Origin of the sequence: Limnohabitans sp. Jir72 (assembly GCF_003063575.1) — a bacterium.
In the GTDB taxonomy this organism is placed as follows: Bacteria; Pseudomonadota; Gammaproteobacteria; order Burkholderiales; family Burkholderiaceae_C; genus Limnohabitans_A.
Genome location: NZ_NESC01000002.1, coordinates 1 through 17,388 on the forward strand (window position 1 = coordinate 1; position 17,388 = coordinate 17,388).

Annotated in this window: 17 protein-coding genes; 1 reads left to right on the forward strand and 16 read right to left on the reverse strand. The window is 59.4% G+C overall.

Features of this window, described 5'->3' with window-relative positions; genetic code table 11:
* Nucleotides 1-100: 100 nt before the first annotated feature.
* From B9Z52_RS02850 to B9Z52_RS02890, 9 genes are all read right to left on the reverse strand, one after another.
* Nucleotides 101-631: a helix-turn-helix domain-containing protein gene (locus B9Z52_RS02850; RefSeq protein ID WP_108411841.1), complete on the reverse strand. Its 531-nt coding sequence runs from the start codon at nt 629-631 to the stop codon at nt 101-103.
* Between the two features lie 86 nt (nt 632-717).
* Nucleotides 718-1,695 carry a tripartite tricarboxylate transporter substrate-binding protein gene (locus B9Z52_RS02855; RefSeq protein ID WP_108412368.1) on the reverse strand — a complete coding sequence of 326 codons (978 nt, stop codon included), beginning with the start codon at nt 1,693-1,695 and terminating at the stop codon, nt 718-720.
* Between the two features lie 119 nt (nt 1,696-1,814).
* The gene (locus B9Z52_RS02860) at nt 1,815-3,071 is read right to left on the reverse strand and encodes a phenylacetate--CoA ligase family protein (RefSeq protein WP_108412369.1); all 1,257 of its coding nucleotides are present in this window, start codon (nt 3,069-3,071) and stop codon (nt 1,815-1,817) included.
* Nucleotides 3,072-3,120: 49 nt separating this feature from the next.
* A complete protein-coding gene (locus B9Z52_RS02865) occupies nt 3,121-3,930 on the reverse strand; it encodes an ABC transporter ATP-binding protein (RefSeq protein ID WP_108285282.1) in 810 nt (269 codons plus the stop codon).
* Nucleotides 3,931-4,037: 107 nt separating this feature from the next.
* Nucleotides 4,038-5,369: an ABC transporter substrate-binding protein gene (locus B9Z52_RS02870; protein WP_108412370.1), complete on the reverse strand. Its 1,332-nt coding sequence runs from the start codon at nt 5,367-5,369 to the stop codon at nt 4,038-4,040.
* A 63-nt stretch (nt 5,370-5,432) separates the two neighbouring features.
* The gene (locus B9Z52_RS02875) at nt 5,433-6,509 is read right to left on the reverse strand and encodes a branched-chain amino acid ABC transporter permease (RefSeq protein ID WP_108412371.1); all 1,077 of its coding nucleotides are present in this window, start codon (nt 6,507-6,509) and stop codon (nt 5,433-5,435) included.
* 9 nt (nt 6,510-6,518) lie between these two features.
* Nucleotides 6,519-7,448 (reverse strand): branched-chain amino acid ABC transporter permease, encoded by a 930-nt coding sequence (locus B9Z52_RS02880; protein ID WP_108412372.1) that lies wholly within the window; start codon nt 7,446-7,448, stop codon nt 6,519-6,521.
* A gap of 31 nt (nt 7,449-7,479) precedes the next feature.
* A complete protein-coding gene (locus B9Z52_RS02885; RefSeq protein ID WP_108412373.1) occupies nt 7,480-8,262 on the reverse strand; it encodes an ABC transporter ATP-binding protein in 783 nt (260 codons plus the stop codon).
* Entirely contained in the window at nt 8,259-10,205 is a 1,947-nt protein-coding gene (locus tag B9Z52_RS02890) for a long-chain fatty acid--CoA ligase (protein WP_108412374.1), read from the reverse strand. The genes B9Z52_RS02885 and B9Z52_RS02890 overlap by 4 nt, the downstream gene beginning before the upstream one ends.
* Before the next feature lie 148 nt (nt 10,206-10,353).
* On the opposite strand from B9Z52_RS02890, the gene B9Z52_RS02895 reads away from it, so the two are divergent.
* On the forward strand, nt 10,354-11,073 hold the full coding sequence (locus tag B9Z52_RS02895; RefSeq protein ID WP_199222024.1) for a Crp/Fnr family transcriptional regulator: 720 nt from the start codon (nt 10,354-10,356) through the stop codon (nt 11,071-11,073).
* 122 nt (nt 11,074-11,195) lie between these two features.
* Here the strand turns inward: B9Z52_RS02895 and B9Z52_RS02900 are convergent, their stop codons facing one another.
* The 7 genes from B9Z52_RS02900 to B9Z52_RS02930 form a co-directional block, all read right to left on the reverse strand.
* Nucleotides 11,196-12,323: an acyl-CoA dehydrogenase family protein gene (locus B9Z52_RS02900; RefSeq protein ID WP_108412375.1), complete on the reverse strand. Its 1,128-nt coding sequence runs from the start codon at nt 12,321-12,323 to the stop codon at nt 11,196-11,198.
* Nucleotides 12,324-12,343: 20 nt separating this feature from the next.
* Nucleotides 12,344-13,021, reverse strand: coding sequence for an SDR family oxidoreductase (locus B9Z52_RS02905; protein ID WP_108412376.1), 678 nt, complete (start codon nt 13,019-13,021; stop codon nt 12,344-12,346).
* 128 nt (nt 13,022-13,149) lie between these two features.
* A complete protein-coding gene (locus B9Z52_RS02910; protein WP_108412683.1) occupies nt 13,150-14,331 on the reverse strand; it encodes an acetyl-CoA C-acyltransferase in 1,182 nt (393 codons plus the stop codon).
* 188 nt (nt 14,332-14,519) lie between these two features.
* Nucleotides 14,520-15,173, reverse strand: coding sequence for a carbonate dehydratase (gene can, locus B9Z52_RS02915; RefSeq protein ID WP_108412377.1), 654 nt, complete (start codon nt 15,171-15,173; stop codon nt 14,520-14,522).
* Nucleotides 15,174-15,202: 29 nt separating this feature from the next.
* Nucleotides 15,203-16,384 carry an isovaleryl-CoA dehydrogenase gene (locus B9Z52_RS02920; RefSeq protein ID WP_108412378.1) on the reverse strand — a complete coding sequence of 394 codons (1,182 nt, stop codon included), beginning with the start codon at nt 16,382-16,384 and terminating at the stop codon, nt 15,203-15,205.
* 42 nt (nt 16,385-16,426) lie between these two features.
* A complete protein-coding gene (locus B9Z52_RS02925; RefSeq protein ID WP_108412684.1) occupies nt 16,427-16,801 on the reverse strand; it encodes a PaaI family thioesterase in 375 nt (124 codons plus the stop codon).
* Between the two features lie 128 nt (nt 16,802-16,929).
* Nucleotides 16,930-17,334 carry a MerR family DNA-binding transcriptional regulator gene (locus B9Z52_RS02930; protein WP_108412379.1) on the reverse strand — a complete coding sequence of 135 codons (405 nt, stop codon included), beginning with the start codon at nt 17,332-17,334 and terminating at the stop codon, nt 16,930-16,932.
* Nucleotides 17,335-17,388 lie beyond the last annotated feature (54 nt).

A 17,388-nucleotide genomic window follows, 5' to 3' on the forward strand; every position in this document is an offset into this window, starting at 1 on the left:
TCATCCCTTTGCAGCGCCTTGACTTGGTAGTAAAACGTGCTGCGAGGCAGCTCGGCCACCTGGAGCAAAGTGGCCAAGGGGTGATGCTGCCTTAGTTCGATCAGGGCTTTCGCTTTGTCTGCGCAGCCTGCTGCTTGGCTCGAACTAAGGCATCCAACTTTTTTAGATAAGCCACCTCCGCTCGCAAGTACTCATTTTCGCGTTGCAGCTCTTGCAACGTTTTGTCCTGCACGGGCTGCTCGCTAGAGGGCGTAGTGGGTTCGGGAGGTTTCATCGGTTTTGGGCGCCCTCGGGGCTTGGGAGCTAATGCTGTGATACCGCCCTCATGGTACTTGCGCTCCCAATCCGAGACAACTCCAGTGCCCCCGCGCAGATCAAACAAGTGAATGGTCTGGTTAAACGAAAGCTCTTCGCGCCACATGTGCTCTAGGACACGCAGCTTAAATTCAGCGCTGTAATGACTGGACTTCTTGGTTAGCCCACTATCGCCGTTTTGAAGAAAGGCGCCCACCCAATGCCGTATCTGTCCATCATTGACTCCGTACTTGGCAGAAAGCTTTGTGTAGCCACCCCCACCGGCTAAGTAATCTTGAACAACAGATTTTTTAAATTTCTCGTCGTACTTCGTCATGAAAAACACCCCAAAGGTTGGATTGGTGTCCAACTTTTGGGGTGCAGTTCAAAGTTGAGCGGCTTTTTGCATGGGGCACTGAAGGATCAGTCGGCGTACACACCAGCAGCCTTGATGACAGGGCTCCACTTGGCGATTTCTGCGGCCACAAATTTCTTGTGCTCGGCAGGCTCCATGCGCTTGTCGGTCACCACCACAGCGCCCAAGCCTTCTTGCTTCTTGATGAACTCGGGGTCTTTCAAGGCCGCCTTCAAGGCTGCATTGACCTTGGCTTGCACATCGGCAGGCGTGCCTTTGGGGGCATACAGGCCGTGCCAGATGGTGACTTCAAAACCTTTCAAGCCCGACTCTTGCAAAGTCGGCAGGTCTTTCAAGGCAGCTGTCGACAAGCGCTTGGACGTGGTCACGGCAAAAGCTTTGACCTTCTTGCCTTCGATCTGGCTGGTGGTGTTGGTGGTTTGATCACACATCAGGTCGATCTGGCCGCCGATCAAGTCGGTGATGGCGGGTGCTGTGCCTTTGTAGGGCACCGTGGTCATGTCCACTTGCACGGCGTTCTGGAACAACAAACCGCACAGGTGCGACGCAGAGCCCACACCGGCATTGCCCAGGTTGATGTTGCCCTTGTTGGCGTTGATCCAGCCAGCCAACTCTTTGTAGTTGTTGGCGGGCAATGCAGGCTTGCCGATCAGCGTCATGGGCACGTCGTTGATCATGCCCAGGTATTCGAAATCGGTTTCAACTTTGAAGGGGATGTTGCGCACCAAGGTAGGCATGGTGGCCATGGCGATGTGGTGCAACAGCAGGGTGTGGCCATCGGCAGGGGCCTTGGCAACTTTGCTGGCACCGATGGAGCCACCGGCACCGGCGGCGTTGTCCACCAAAATCACAGCGCCGCCAAGAGGCTTGCGCAAGGCCTCGGCCAAGTCACGCGCCACACGGTCTGTGGGGCCGCCGGCCGCGAAAGGCACCACGATGGTGATGGGCTTGCTGCCCGGGTAAGTCTGGGCTTGGGCACCCACTGCGGCAACCGCCAATGCGGCCAATGCAAACAATTTTTTCATGGAGTCACTCCTCATAAGTACCCCCGAGTGTAGGGCGCACGGATGCCCTCGTACATCGCGGGAATTACGTAGCGGTTTGCCCTCGCGGGGCGAGGCAACAGGTCAAACCCTTGCAGGCCTCACTGATAGCTGCGGGCGTCTTCGATCACTTTGCCGTCATTCGCCAAGCTGCCTGCCGCCACCAGCTGGACGTCACCGCGCAGCTTGGTCACATCGCGCACGGCATCGGCAAGACGGGCCTTGAGGGCTTCATCGGCGGTATTGCCCGTTTCAACACGCAAAGCCATCTGGTCGTTGGCCATCTCGCCAGTCACCACCAACCGCGCCTTGGTCACTTCGGGGAAACGCTTGACGATTTCGGCCACCTGACCGGGGTGCACGAACATGCCACGCACCTTGGTGGTCTGGTCGGCGCGGCCCATCCAGCCCTTGATGCGTTGGCCGGTGCGGCCCGTGGGGCACTGGCCCGGCAAGATGGCCGACAGGTCACCGGTGCCAAAGCGGATCAGCGGGTAATCGGGGTTCAGGCTGGTCACGACCAGCTCGCCCACTTCGCCTTCGGGCACCGGGTCGCCGGTGCCGGGGCGCACGATCTCGACGATCACACCTTCGTCCAGCACCAAGCCTTCGCGGGCCGAGGTTTCATAAGCGATCAGGCCCAAGTCGGCGGTGGCGTAGCACTGGTAAGCGGCCACGCCGCGCTCGGCCATCCAGTCGCGCAGGCTGGGTGGGAAAGCTTCGCCCGACACCAAGGCCTTGGTCACGCTGGGCAAGGCCACGCCTTGCTCGGCAGCTTTCTCGATGATGATTTTCAAAAAGCTGGGGGTGCCGATGTAGCCTGCAGGCTGCAATTCGGCCATGGCACCCACTTGCTGCTCGGTCTGGCCGGTGCCGCCGGGGAACACGGTGCAGCCCAATGCGTGCGCGCCGGTTTCCATCATCGAGCCCGCAGGCGTGAAGTGGTAGCTGAAGCTGTTGTGGATCAATTCGCCGGGGCGAAAACCTGCTGCATACATGGCACGCGCCATGCGCCAGTAATCGCCTCGGGTGCCTTCGGGTTCGTAAATCGTGCCGGGGCTGGCGAACACGCGGGTCATGCCCTTGCCAAAACCCAGGGCGCTGAAACCACCAAACACATTGCCACCTGCCGCGCGTGACGCTTTTTGGCGCTCCAGCAATTCGTATTTGCGGATCACGGGCAATTGGGCCAGTGCGGTGCGGCTGTTGACGCTGGCGGCATCCACATCCTTGAGCAACTCGGCAAAGGCGGGCGCATGGGCTTTGGCGTGGGCGACCTGGGCAGGCAAAGCGGCCATCAGGGCGGCTTCGCGGACTTGCGGGAGGCGCGTTTCCAAGGCATCAAAGTGCTGGGGCATGGGTTTCTTTCGGGGGGTACGGCAATGAGAAAGGAGAGAGGTCAGCGCCTCAAGCCAACCAGCGCTTGCGGCGCTTGTAGCTCTTGACGTCCTTGAAGCTCTTGCGCTCGCCACCGCCCACACCCAGGTAGAACTCTTTCACGTCCTCGTTGGTGCGCAGGTCTTCGGCAGCACCGTCCATCACCACGCGGCCGGACTCCATGATGTAGCCATAGTCGGCGTACTTGAGCGCCATGTTGGTGTTTTGCTCGGCGATCAGGAAGGTGACTTTTTCCTTCTCGTTCAAATCTTTGACGATGTTGAACACTTCTTCGACGATCTGCGGTGCCAGACCCATCGAGGGCTCGTCCAGCAAGACCATGTTGGGGTTGGACATCAGGGCGCGGCCAATCGCGCACATCTGCTGCTCACCGCCGGAGGTGTAGGCCGCTTGCGAGGTGCGGCGGGTTTTGAGGCGCGGGAAATAGTTGTAGACCTTTTCGAGGTTGGCCGCGATCTCGCCCTTGTCGGTGCGGGTGTAGCTGCCTGTCATCAGGTTTTCTTCGATGGTCAGGTGGGCAAAGCAGTGCCGCCCTTCCATGACCTGCACCACACCTCGGTTGACCAGATCGGCGGGCGACAGATTCTCGATGCGCTCGCCACGCAGCTCGATGGAGCCCTTGGTGACTTCTCCTCGCTCGCCCTTGAGCAAGTTGGAGATGGCCCGCAGCGTGGTGGTCTTGCCTGCGCCATTGCCGCCGAGCAATGCCACGATGCCGCGCTCGGGCACCTGCAGGGACACGCCCTTGAGCACCAAGATGACGTGGTTGTAAATGACTTCGATGCCATTGACGTTGAGGATGATGTTGGAATCGTTCATGGGTGGCCTGTTTGAATCAACCGAAAGAGCAGCGCTCAAGCTGATCTTTCGGTTGATGGCTCACGCACCAGCGCGAGCCATCAACTTCAGTCACTTAGCCAGGTCGATCAAGACTGGCAATCCGCAGGGGCGCGGCGTGTCATCTTCTTGTCGGCCAGGTACTTGTCAGCGCCTTGTTTGACCATGGGCTTCAAGATCTGCTCGTCGGCCTGAATGAAGTCCGATGTGAAGTTCCACTTGCTGCCGTCCCAGGTCTGCACGCGGGCTGCGGTCGAACCCATGTGGTCAGCGCACGATGTCGACAGGGGCTGCATGATGCCGGTGAAACCCATGGCGTCCAGACGCTTTTGGTCCAGTGCCAGGTTCTCCAGGCCCCAGCGCACTTGCTCGCCGGTCATGACTTTGCCTTTGCCAAAGCGCTCTTGCGCGCGGCGCACAGCTTCGACGCTGAGCATCGAAATGATCACACCACGGGTGTACAGCACTTGGCCGACTTCGTCCTTGGGACCTGTGCCCTGGCTTTTGCCATGCACATGCTTGAGGATTTCCTGAATGACTTTGGGCTGTGTGCCCGAAGTGTTCAGCGCCAATGCGTTGTAGCCCTTGGCACCTTCGCCAACGTCTTTGACATCAGGCTCGGCACCAGCCCACCACACGCCATACATCTTGTCGCGGGGGTAGCCCGTGGCTTGTGCTTCTTTCAAAGCGGTGGAGTTCATCACACCCCAGCCCCACAGCAACACGTAGTCAGGGCGGCTTTGGCGCACTTGCAACCAGGCCGATTTTTGTTCCACGCCGGGCGCGGTCACAGGGATCAGCTGCAGGTCAAAACCGTGCATCTTGGCGCGTTCTTGCAGCAAAGGGATTGGCTCTTTGCCAAACGGGGAGTCGTGGTACACCAGCGCAATTTTCTTGCCCTTGAGTTTGTCCAGACCACCTTCTTTTTTGCCCAGGTGTTGCACCAAGATGTCAGCACCTGTCCAGTAGCTGCCCATCAAGGGGAAGTTCCACTTGAAGGCTTGGCCGTCTTGCGCGATCGACAAGCCGTAGCCCAGGGTGACCAGCGCGACTTTGTCGGCTGGGGCTTTTTCGGTCAGCGCGAAGGTGATGCCTGTGGCTTGCGGATCGAACAGCGTCACACCAGGGCGGCCTTTCAGGCGCTCATAGCACTCCACGCCGCGGTCGGTGGCATAGCCGGTCTCGCACTCTTCAAAAGTGATCTTCACGCCATTGATGCCGCCATCGCGGGCATTGATCAGCTTGAGGTAGTCCTGCTTGCCGTTGGCCCATGGAATGCCGTTGGGGGCATAAGGACCGGTGCGGTAAGACAACAAGGGGAAAAACTGTTCCTTGGCTTGCGCCTGAACGGACGTCGCCAGCAGCGACGATGCAGCGGTTGCCACAGCGGCCACGGCCAAAATCAAATCACGCATTTTCATGCTTGTCTCCTTTGAAAATTAACACTCAACTCACACACAAAAAACCAGAAACGATCCACCACATCAATGGGGGAAAGGCCACAAACGCAGCTTCTGCTTGGCAATCGACCACAGCTTGGCCAGGCCATGCGGCTCCACGATCAGGAACCACACGATCAGGCCACCAAAGATCATCAGCTCGGCATGCGAGACGCCCGCTGTTGAAATTTCAAACCCCACCAAACCCGCCAGCCCAGGCAGGATTTGGCTCAGTGCGATTGGCAACAAGGTGATAAAGGCCGCGCCCAAAAAGCCACCCAAGATGGAGCCCAGGCCGCCGATGATCACCATGAACAAGAGACGGAATGAGATGTCCACGGAGAAAGCCGCTGGCTCCCAGGCACCCAGGTAAACAAAGGCCCACAGACCACCGGCCACGCCCACGATGAAGGAGCTCACCGCAAAGGCGCTCAGCTTGGCGTACATGGGGCGGATACCGATCACGGCAGCGGCCACGTCCATGTCACGAATGGCCATCCACTCGCGGCCTACGGCACTGCGCACCAGGTTCTTGGCCAGCAGGGCAATCACCACCAGCACACCCAGACACAACCAATATTTGCTCAAGGCGCTGTCAATGGGCAGGCCGAAGACTTGCAGTTCAGACACCGACACCGAGCCCGAAGGCGAATCGTTGGTCAGCCACTTGATGCGCAAGAACATCCAGTCGCTGAAGAACTGCGCGGCCAATGTGGCCACCGCCAGATAAAGGCCTTTAACACGCAAACTTGGCAAGCCAAACAAAATGCCAAACGCGGTGGCGCACAAGCCCCCCAGAATCAAAGCCGGAATCAAAGGCAAGCCAGGCAAGCGCACAAAGAAGTTGTAGGCGCCATAAGCCCCTACCGCCATGAAGGCACCTGAGCCCAACGAGATCTGGCCGCAATAGCCGACCAAGATGTTCACGCCCAGCGCAGCCAAAGACATGATGAGGAAGGGGATCAGGATCGCGCGGAAAAAGTAATCCGATGCCAGCATAGGCACCACCGCCACGGCAAACACCAACAGCAGCGCCATGACGATCCGGTCTTGCCGAATCGGCAAGATTTGCTGGTCTGCCCGGTAGGTGGTTTTGAATTGACCGTTTTCTCTGTAAAACATATTTTTCCCTTACACGCGGTCGATGATCTTTTCACCAAACAGACCCTGCGGACGGATCAGCAAGAAGCCCAGCGCCAGCACATAGGCAAACCAGATTTCAATACCCCCCCCCACAAAACCGCCCAAATACACCTCGGACAACTTCTCACCCACACCGATGATCAAGCCACCGATGATGGCACCCGGCACCGAAGTCAAGCCACCCAAAATAACGACCGGCAACGCACGCAAAGCCACTGTGGCCAGCGAGAACTGCACGCCCAACTTGCTCCCCCAGATCATGCCGGCCACCAAGGCCACGATGCCTGCCACACACCAGACAATCATCCAGATGCGGTTGAGCGGTATGCCAATCGATTGCGCTGCCTGGTGGTCATCCGCCACAGCACGCAAAGCACGACCGGTGGCGGTCTTCTGAAAGAAGATGCTTAGCATAGTGACCAAGGCCGCTGCAATCAATGCCGCGTAGAAGTCTTCTTTGTTCACAAGCACACCACCTTCGAAGAAGTTGTCCAAAATGAACACCGGGTCCTTGGGCATGCCAATGTCGATCTTGTAGATACTGCTTCCAAACAAGGTTTGACCCAAGCCTTCCAGGAAATACGCGATCCCCAAAGTGGCCATCAACAAGGTGGCACCTTCCTGGTTCACCAAATGGCGAAGCACCAGATATTCAACCGCCCAAGCCACCACAAACATCACCACCGCCGCCATGGCGAATGCCAGCACGTTGGCCATCCACAAGTTGTCGACGCCCGTCCACTGCGGGATCCATTCGGAGAACCGTGCCATAGACAAAGCGCCAAACAGCACCATGGCGCCCTGCGCAAAGTTGAACACGCCAGAGGCTTTGAAAATGAGCACAAAGCCCAAAGCCACCAGCGAATACAACATGCCCGCCATCAGGCCACCTAACAAAGTTTCAAGAAAAAATGCCATCTTCAATTCCTTTCGCGCATGCTGTTGGCGGTCAATGCGAAGTGCCCAAATAGGCACGGATCACATCTTCGTTGTTGCGCACTTCTTCGGGTTCGCCGTCGCCGATTTTCTTGCCGTAATCGAGCACGACCACGCGGTCCGAAATGTCCATCACCACGCCCATGTCGTGTTCAATCAGCACAATGGTCGAGCCAAATTCGTCGTTCACATCCAAGATGAAGCGGCACATGTCCTGTTTTTCTTCCAGATTCATACCGGCCATGGGTTCGTCAAGCAGCAGCACTTGCGGCTCCATGGCCAGGGCGCGGCCCAAGTCCACGCGCTTTTGCAAACCGTAAGGCAGCTGGCCCACCGGGGTCTTGCGAAAAGCCTGAATTTCCAGAAAGTCAATGATGTGTTCGACCTTCTCGCGGTGCTCTTCTTCTTCACGCTGAGCGGGCCCCACACGCAAGGCCTGCATCAAGAGGTTGCTCTTGATCTTGAGGTTGCGGCCGGTCATGATGTTGTCGATCACGCTCATGCCTTTGAACAAGGCCAGGTTCTGAAACGTACGGCCAATGCCCATCTCGGCCACTTGGCGGCTGTTCATGTGGTCAAACTTCTGACCACGGAAAGTGATCGAGCCATCCTGCGGTGTGTACACACCGTTGATGCAGTTGAGCATCGAGCTTTTGCCTGCACCGTTGGGGCCAATGATCGAGCGGATCTCGTGCTCTTTGACGTTGAAGGAAATGTCGGTCAGCGCCTTCACGCCGCCGAATCTCAGGCTGATGTTCTGGACGTCGAGGATGACATCGCCAATGACCTTGCTCATGCTGCTGCCTTCACAGGGGTGAATGTTTTTGCATCGGAAATCTTGAGCGTGGCGCTCACGCTGCCGGTGCGGCCGTCTTCAAACTTGACGACGGTTTCAATGAACTGCTCGGTTTTGCCTTCATAAAGGCCATCGACCAGCGGCTTGTACTTGTCGGCAATGAAGCCGCGACGAACCTTGTTGGTGCGGGTCAACTCGCCGTCGTCAGCATCGAGCTCCTTGTGCAACACCAAAAAGCGTGCGACTTGGCTGCCCGCCAGCAAGGCGTCTTCGGCCAGATCGGCGTTGACCTTCTCGACACAATCCTTGATCAGTTCGTACACCTCGGGTTTTTGCGCCAGATCGGTGTAACCGGCATACGGCAGGTTGCGGCGCTCGGCCCAGTTGCCCACAGCGTCGAAGTCGATGTTGACCATGACGCACGCTTTTTCGCGCTGATCGCCATAAGCCACGACTTCCTTGATGAAAGGGAAGAACTTGAGCTTGTTCTCGACATACTTGGGCGCAAACATGGCGCCGTCATTGGCACCACCTTGGAGGCGGCCGACGTCTTTCACTCGGTCGATGATCTTCAAGTGCCCATGGTTGTCGATGAAGCCCGCATCGCTGGTGTGGTACCAGCCGTCAGCGGTCAACACTTCGGCCGTGGCTTCGGGGTTCTTGTAATAGCCTTTGAGCAAGCCAGGCGACTTGACCAAAATTTCGCCGTTGTCGGCGACCTTGATTTCCACACCCTTGCACGGCACACCCACGGTGTCGGCGCGCGCTTCGTTGTCGGGCTGCAGGCACACAAACACAGCGGTCTCGGTCGAGCCGTACAACTGCTTGATGTTCACACCGATCGAGCGGTAGAAGGTGAACAAATCAGGACCGATGGCCTCTCCAGCGGTATAGGCCACGCGCACGCGGCTGAAACCCAGGTTGTTGCGCAAAGGACCGTACACCATGAAGTCGCCCAAAGCGTACTTGATGCGGTCCACCAAACCGACCGCTTGCCCATCCATCAAGGCAGGGCCGACTTTCTTGGCCACCCCCATGAAGGCATGGAACATCTTGCGCTTGAATGCGCCTGCGTCTTCCATGCGGATCATGACGCTGGTGAGCATGCCTTCAAACACGCGGGGTGGCGCGAAGTAATAGGTCGGGCCAATTTCTTTCAAATCGATGGTCACGGTGGCGGCCGACTCGGGGCAATTGACCACGTAACCACACACCAGCCACTGCGCGTAGCTGAAGATGTTCTGACCGATCCAGGCGGGCGGCATATAGGCCAACACGTCTTCGGCATTGGTCAGCTTGTCAAACTCAGCACCCGCATTGGCACGGTCGATCAAAGAGCTGTGGGTGTGCACCACACCCTTGGGGTTGCCCGTGGTGCCCGATGTGAAAAACATCGCGGCCACATCGTCGCTTGCGCCCTTTTCCACTTCGAGGTGGAAAAACTGGGGATGCTGCGCCATAAAGACCTGACCGGCGGCCATCAGTTCATCGAGCGAACCCAAACCGTCTTCCACATAGTTGCGCAGACCGCGGGGGTCGTCATAGACGATGTGCGCCAACTGCGGGCATTGCTCGCGCACTTCCAGCATCTTGTCGACTTGCTCTTGGTCTTCCACCACGCAAAAACGCACTTCGGCGTTGTTGATGGGGAACACGCATTCGGGTGCTGCCGCGTCCTGGTACAGGTTGACCGGGATTGCGCCCAGCGACTGCGCGGCCAGCATGGTGGCGGACAAGCGGGGACGGTTGGAACCCACAATGACCATGTGCTCACCACGCTGCAAGCCAGCTTGGTGCAAGCCGCAGGCGATGGCCTCGACCAGTTTGGCCAGATCCGACCAAGGGGTGGTCTGCCAAATGCCATATTCTTTTTCGCGCAAGGCCGGCGCGCTGGGGCGCTCGGCGGCGTGCTTGAGCATCAATCGGGGAAACGTTGTTTGCATCACGTAGCCTGTCTCCAATAGCGCTGCAGCCAAGGTGGCTGCAGCTGAACTTGAGGGCATGTTAGGCCTGCATTTGACGCCAAGTTGTCGTTTCAACGACAATTCAGGGAAGACCCCTATCACAACTGACCCGAGTCTGACATTCCGCATGGCCCACACACCCAGCGTTCACCAGCGTCGCCGCATGCCCACAGCTGCGGAACTCAACAGCATTCCGTGGCTGAGCTTGCTCACACACGAAGAGCGTCAGCAGATCGAGTCTGAACTGGTCGTCAGCGACCCACAACCGGGTGACTACGTGTGCCGCGTCGGACGTCCTGCCACCTACTGGTTTGGTGTGGTCTCAGGGCTGCTCAAGATGAGCAGCGACAACGAAAGCGGCCAGACCATGACCTTCACCGGTGTGCCGCCCGGCGGATGGTTTGGCGAGGGCACAGCCCTCAAGCGCGAGGTCTACCGCTACAACATCCAGCCGCTGCGCGCCAGCGTGGTGGCGGGCTTGCCGGTGGACACCTTTCACTGGCTGATCGACCACTCGCTGGGCTTTAACCGCTTCATCATGAACCAGCTCAACGAGCGCCTGGGCCAGTTCATCGCCGCCCGCGAACTGGACCGCATGAACAACCCCGAACTGCGCTTGGCCCGAAACCTGGCCACCTTGTTCAACCCTGTGCTGTTTTCGGGCGTGGGCGAGGTGCTGCGCATCACCCAGCAAGAGCTGGCTTATTTGGTGGGCCTGTCACGCCAGCGCGTGAACGAAGCGCTCAAGGTGCTCGAAGCGCGGCAACTGATCCGTGTCGAATACGGTGGTCTGCGCATCCTGGATCTGCAAGGCCTTCGCACCGCCCAATTCATGGATATCAAATGAGATCGGCGATCTGTAAATCTGCCGCGTCCACCTGCATTTTGCGCAAAGCGCGCTGGGCCTTGTGCACGCCAACGTGAACATGCACATGACAAACGAAGCTTGAATGCACCTGTATTCGGGGCTTACAAAGCGCGCTGGATGATGATTTTCTGCACGTCGCTGGTGCCTTCGTAGATCTGGCACACGCGCACATCGCGGTAGATGCGCTCGACCGGGAAGTCGCTCACATAGCCATAACCGCCCAGGGTCTGGATGGCGGCAGAGCAGACTTTTTCGGCCGCTTCGCTGGCGAACAGCTTGGCCATGGCGGCTTCTTTGAGGCAGGGGCGGCCCGCATCGCGCAGGCTGGCTGCGTGCCAGATGAGCTGGCGTGCCGCTTCGAGTTGCGTGGCGCAGTCGGCCAGGCGAAAACCCACCGCCTGGTGGTTGAAGATGGCGGTGCCAAAGCTTTCGCGTTGCTTGGCGTAGTCGATCGCCACATCGAGCGCGCTGCGGGCCATGCCCAGGCTTTGCGCGGCGATGCCGATGCGCCCGCCTTCCAAAGACGACAGGGCGATCTTGTAGCCCTCGCCTTCTTGGCCGATCAGGTTTTCGGCGGGGATGCGGCAGTTGTCGAAGTTGATCTGCGCGGTGTCGCTGCTGTGCTGGCCCAGCTTGTCTTCGAGACGCGCCACGTTGTAGCCTGCAGTGCGGGTGGGCACGATGAAGGCACTCAGGCCTTTCTTGCCCGCGCCCTTGTCGGTCACGGCGATCACGATGGCCACGTCGCCGTTTTGACCGCTGGTGATGAACTGTTTGACGCCGTTGATGACGTAGCCATCGCCCTCTTTCACAGCGGTGGTGCGCAGGGCCGAAGCGTCCGAGCCCACATGCGGCTCGGTCAGGCAAAACGCGCCGAGCATCTGGCCCTGGGCCAGCGGCGTGAGCCACTGCGCTTTTTGCGCGGCGTTGCCGTACATCATCAAAATAGCGTTCACCGGGCAGTTGGTCACGCTGATCACGGTGCTGGTGCCGCCGTCACCGGCCGCGATTTCTTCGAGCACCAGCGCCAGCGTCACATAGTCCAGGCCCGCGCCGCCCAGCTCTTCGGGCACGCAAATGCCATAAGCGCCCAGTTCGGCCAAGCCCTTGTGCACGTCTTTTGGGAAGTGGTGTTTTTTGTCCCACTCAGCGGCATGGGGCCACAGCTCGCGCTGGGCAAAGTCGCGCACGGCGTCGCGGATCATTTCCTGGTCAGAGGTCAACAGCATGTCTGTCTTTCTTTATCGGGTCACCACGGCAGGCTCTGGCCGTCGTGGTTCAAAAATGCGCCTCGGTGTTTCGGGTCGCGTTGAGTACGCACTGCCTCTAGCGTTTGGCGCAGGCTGGCTGCACTGTCTTGTACTTTCACAGGCGCTTGCGGACCGCCCATATCGGTCTGAACCCACCCCGGGTGCAAGGCTACGCAGCAAATTTCGGGAAAATCATGCTGAGCACTTCGAATGTACATGTTCAATGCCGCCTTGCTCATCCGGTAGAGCACCGCCATGCTGGTTTCGGTCAATGTCAAACTGCCGAAGTGACTGCTGATGACCGCAAAAGTACCTGAAGTCTGGGCAAGCATGGGTGCGATCTGCGGCAACACCATCATGGGCCCCATGGCATTGGTGTGCATCAACAGATCGAATTTGTCTCTGGTGGGCGGCGAGACGGCAGTATCCCGATCGCCCACCCCGGCAACATACACAGCCAAGTCCAGTTTTTCACCATCGAATTGCCATGACAGTCCGCTGTTGCTCGCCGGATCGGTCACGTCCACGCGCAAAGTTTCGCAGCCCAGCGCTTTCAAGCGGTCCAAGCCATCCCCATTGCGTGCAGTGGCGATGACGCGCCAGCCAGCCTCACGGTACTGTCGAGCCAGTTCAAGGCCAATTCCCCGTGATGCGCCAATCAACAAAACTGTTGCCATGTCATTCTCCGTAATAGCCGCGATTGGTAGCGATCAATGTCTGAGCTGTAGGTCGGTGGCTTTAGCCCCGACATGAAACCTTTGCAGGCAGATGTCGGAGCTGAAGCTCCGACCTACGAGATCCGAATTCACACCAATTCCAGCGCCACGGCTGTGCCTTCGCCGCCGCCAATGCACAAGGTGGCCAAACCTTTTTTCAGGCCACGGGCCTTGAGCGCGTGGATCAGGGTGACCATGATGCGGGCACCGGACGCGCCGATGGGGTGGCCCAAGGCGCAAGCACCGCCGTTGACGTTGACCTTGTCGTGGGGCACGTTCAGCTCTTTCATGAGGGCCATGGGCACCACGGCAAAGGCTTCGTTGACTTCCCACAGGTCGACGTCCTCGACCTTCCAGCCGGCTTTGGCCAAGGCCTTTTGGGTCGCGCCCACGGGGGCGGTGGCGAACCACTCGGGCTCTTGTGCGTGGGTGGCGTGGCTGACGATGCGGGCCAGCGGTTTGCAACCCAATTTGGCGGCCGTGCTCTCGCGCATCATGACCAAAGCTGCGGCGCCATCGTTGATGGACGAGCTGCTGGCAGCGGTGATGGTGCCGTCTTTTTTGAACGCGGGCTTGAGGCTGGTGATCTTGTCGAGCTTGACTTTGCCGGGGCCTTCGTCGATGGACACCACACGTTCGCCGCTGCGGTCTTTCACCGTCACGGGCGTGATCTCGGTGGCAAAGGCACCCGACTCGGTCGCAGCCTTGGCGCGCTGCACGCTGGTGGTGGCAAAGTGGTCTTGCTCGGCGCGGGTGAAGCTGTATTTGGCGGCGCAGTCTTCACCAAAGGTTCCCATGCTGCGACCCGCTTCATAGGCGTCTTCCAGGCCGTCGAGCATCATGTGGTCGTAAATTTTGTCGTGGCCCATGCGGTAGCCGCCACGGCCTTTGAGCATCAGGTAGGGCGCGTTGGTCATGCTTTCCATGCCACCGGCCACCAGCACGTCGTGTGTGCCTGCGACCAGCATGTCGTGCGCGAACATGGCCGCGCGCATGCCGGAGCCGCACATCTTGGACAGCGTGACCGCGCCCGCGCTCTTGGGCAAGCCGCCCTTGAACGCGGCCTGGCGTGCAGGCGCTTGGCCTTGACCGGCCATCAGGCAGTTGCCAAACAGCACTTCGGTCACCAGCTCTGGGCTGATGCCTGCGCGCTCAACGGCGGCCTTGATGGCGGCGCCACCCAGATCATGGGCGGCCAAGCTGGCGAAGTCGCTTTGAAAGCTGCCCATGGGGGTGCGGGCGGCACTGACGATGACGATGGGGTCTTGCATGGTGTTCTCCTGAAAGTGGTGGCCTTGAACTTTGCTCATTGGCCGCGAGTTTGAAAAATGGGTTGGGGGTTCGCATGGACTGGATGGCCGCGTCGCTGCGCTCCTCGCCATGACGCTGTTTCATCATCGCCAGCTTTTATGGCGGCTGGCGATCCAACATCGAAGCCAGAGCAAGCGCAGACGCCACATCATGTCCCGCGCGGGTAACGTTTGAATGCGTTGCGGAAAACATTGACCACCTCGCTGGCGTTGTTCATGCTCACCCCCAGGTCCTTGACCAGGCCGTTGTCCAAGCCGTAAATCCAGCCGTGCACCGTGACGTTCTGGCCCCTGCTCCAGGCATCTTGCATGACGTTGGACAGGGCGACGTTGCCGACTTGCTCGATCACGTTCATCTCGCACATGACCGACTCCAGCTCTTCTTGCGGCAAGTGGTTCAGGCGCTGGCGGTGGCGCAGGCGCACGTCTTGCACATGGCGCAGCCAGTTGTCGGCCAGGCCCACACGGGTGCCGCGTGTGGCCGCCAGCACACCGCCGCAGCCGTAGTGGCCCACGACCATGATGTGCTCGACCTTGAGGGCATCGACCGCGTACTGGATGACCGACAGGGCGTTCAGGTCGGAGTGCACCACCACGTTGGCCACGTTGCGGTGCACGAAGACCTCGCCCGGGTCCAGCCCGGTGATCTGGTTGGCGGGCACGCGGCTGTCGGAGCAGCCGATCCACAGGTACTTGGGGTTTTGCTGGTTGGCCAGGCGCGAGAAATACGCCGGGTTCTCCTGAACCATGCGATCGGCCCAGGCCCGGTTGTTGTCAAAAAGGTGCTGTAGTGAAGTGCTCATGCGTCAATTGTCGCAGTGCAGCAAAAACCTCAGCAAGTCTCGGCGAACAGTTCGCGGCCGATCAGCATGCGGCGGATTTCGCTTGTGCCTGCGCCGATTTCGTACAGCTTGGCATCGCGCCACAAACGGCCCAACGGGTATTCGTTGATGTAGCCGTTGCCACCAAAAATCTGCACGCCCTCGCCTGCCATCCAGGTGGCTTTTTCGGCGGTCCACAAAATGACGCTGGCACAGTCCTTGCGCACTTGGCGCACATGCTCGGCACCCAGCAGGTCCAGGTTCTTGGCCACGGTGTAAGCAAAGCTGCGGCCAGCTTGCAGCACGGTGTACATGTCGGCCACTTTGCCCTGAATCAGCTGGAACTCGCCGATGCTTTGGCCGAACTGCTTGCGGTCGTGGATGTAGGGGATCACGTTGTCCATCACGGCCTGCATGATGCCCAATGGGCCGCCGGTCAGCACAGCGCGTTCGTAATCCAAACCACTCATCAGCACCTTGGCGCCGTTGTTCAGACCCCCCAAAATGTTTTCGGCAGGCACTTCGACGTTGTTGAACACCAGCTCACCGGTGTGGCTGCCGCGCATGCCCAGCTTGTCGAGCTTTTGCGCGATGGAAAAACCCTTCATGCCTTTTTCGATCAGGAAAGCCGTCACACCGCGCGCGCCGAGTTCTGGCTCGCTCTTGGCGTAAACCACCAGGGTGTCGGCATCGGGGCCGTTGGTGATCCACATCTTGTTGCCGTTGAGCAGGTAATAACCGCCCTTGTCTTCGGCCTTGAGCTTCATGCTCAGCACGTCCGAGCCCGCGCCGGGTTCGGACATGGCCAAGGCACCGATGTGCTCGCCGCTGATCAGCTTGGGCAGGTATTTGGCGCGCTGCTCGGGCGTGCCGTTGCGCTTGATCTGGTTGACACACAAGTTGGAGTGCGCGCCATAAGACAGGCCCACGCTGGCCGAGGCGCGGGAAATTTCTTCCATGGCGATCATGTGCGCCAAGTAGCCCATGTTCGCGCCGCCGTATTCCTCGCCCACGGTGATGCCCAGCACGCCCAAGTCGCCCATCTTGCGCCACAGGTCCATCGGGAACTGGTCATTGCGATCGATCTCGGCCGCACGGGGTGCGATTTCGGCTTGCGCAAAGTCGCGCACCGCATCGCGCAGGGCGTCGATGTCTTCACCGAGTTGGAAATTCAGACCGGGCAAGTTGTTCATGGGAGTCTCCGAATGAGCGGGTTAGAAGGCGCGCTGAGCGCGTCAATAGGTTTGCGGCACGGGGGCCAGTGTTTGTTGCATCACCGCGCAGGGCGAGCTTTTGCCGTCGGCGTCGATGTGCACCACCTCGGCGGTGGTCACCACCACACGGCGACCGGCCTTGAGCACCTTGCCGGTGGCGCGGATCTCGCCACCTTGGTGGCTGCTGAGGAAATTGATCTTGTATTCGACGGTGACGACTTCCATGCCCTCGGGCACCACGGTCAGGGCCGCGTAGCCGCCTGCGATGTCGGCCAAGGCGCCGATGGCACCGCCGTGAAAGCCGCCTTGCTGCTGCGTGGTCTTGTCACTGTAGGGGATGGACAGCTCCACCATGCCTTCACTCACCGAGAGCAAACGCACGCCCAAGTGCTGCATCATGCCCTGGCGGGCCAGGCTGCGGGCAACACGTTCATGGGCTGGGGTGAGGGTGGTCACGGCGGATTTTGGCAAGTAATGAACAGCCTGCACTTTAATTGACGTTTACGTAAACGTCAATCAGGGTTTTACCCCGCTGCTGCGGCTTTGGAGGCCTTGGCCAACAGGGTTTTTGTTTCTTTTTCGTGGGTTTTCACTTCGTCCAGCGTGGCCTCCAGATCGGCCAACTGCGATTCCAATTGCTGGCGATGCTCGGCCAGCACCACCAAAAACTTTTTCAGCTGCGGCACCGTGTCGCGCGGGCTGTCGTACATGTCGATCAGGTCTTTGGCCTCGGTCAGCGACAGGCCCAGACGCTTGGCGCGCAGGGTCAGCTTCAGGCGGGTGCGGTCGCGGGCCGAATACACCCGGTTGCGCCCGCCGGGCCCCAAACGCTCAGGCTCCAGCAAGCCCATGTCTTCGTAAAAACGGATGGCGCGGGTGGTCAGGTCAAATTCCTGTGCGAGGTCGCTGATCGTGTAGGTGTTCGCCATGGGTACTCAGTCCTTGCGCAATGGGGACAGCCCCTTGCGAAGACCGCCACCTAG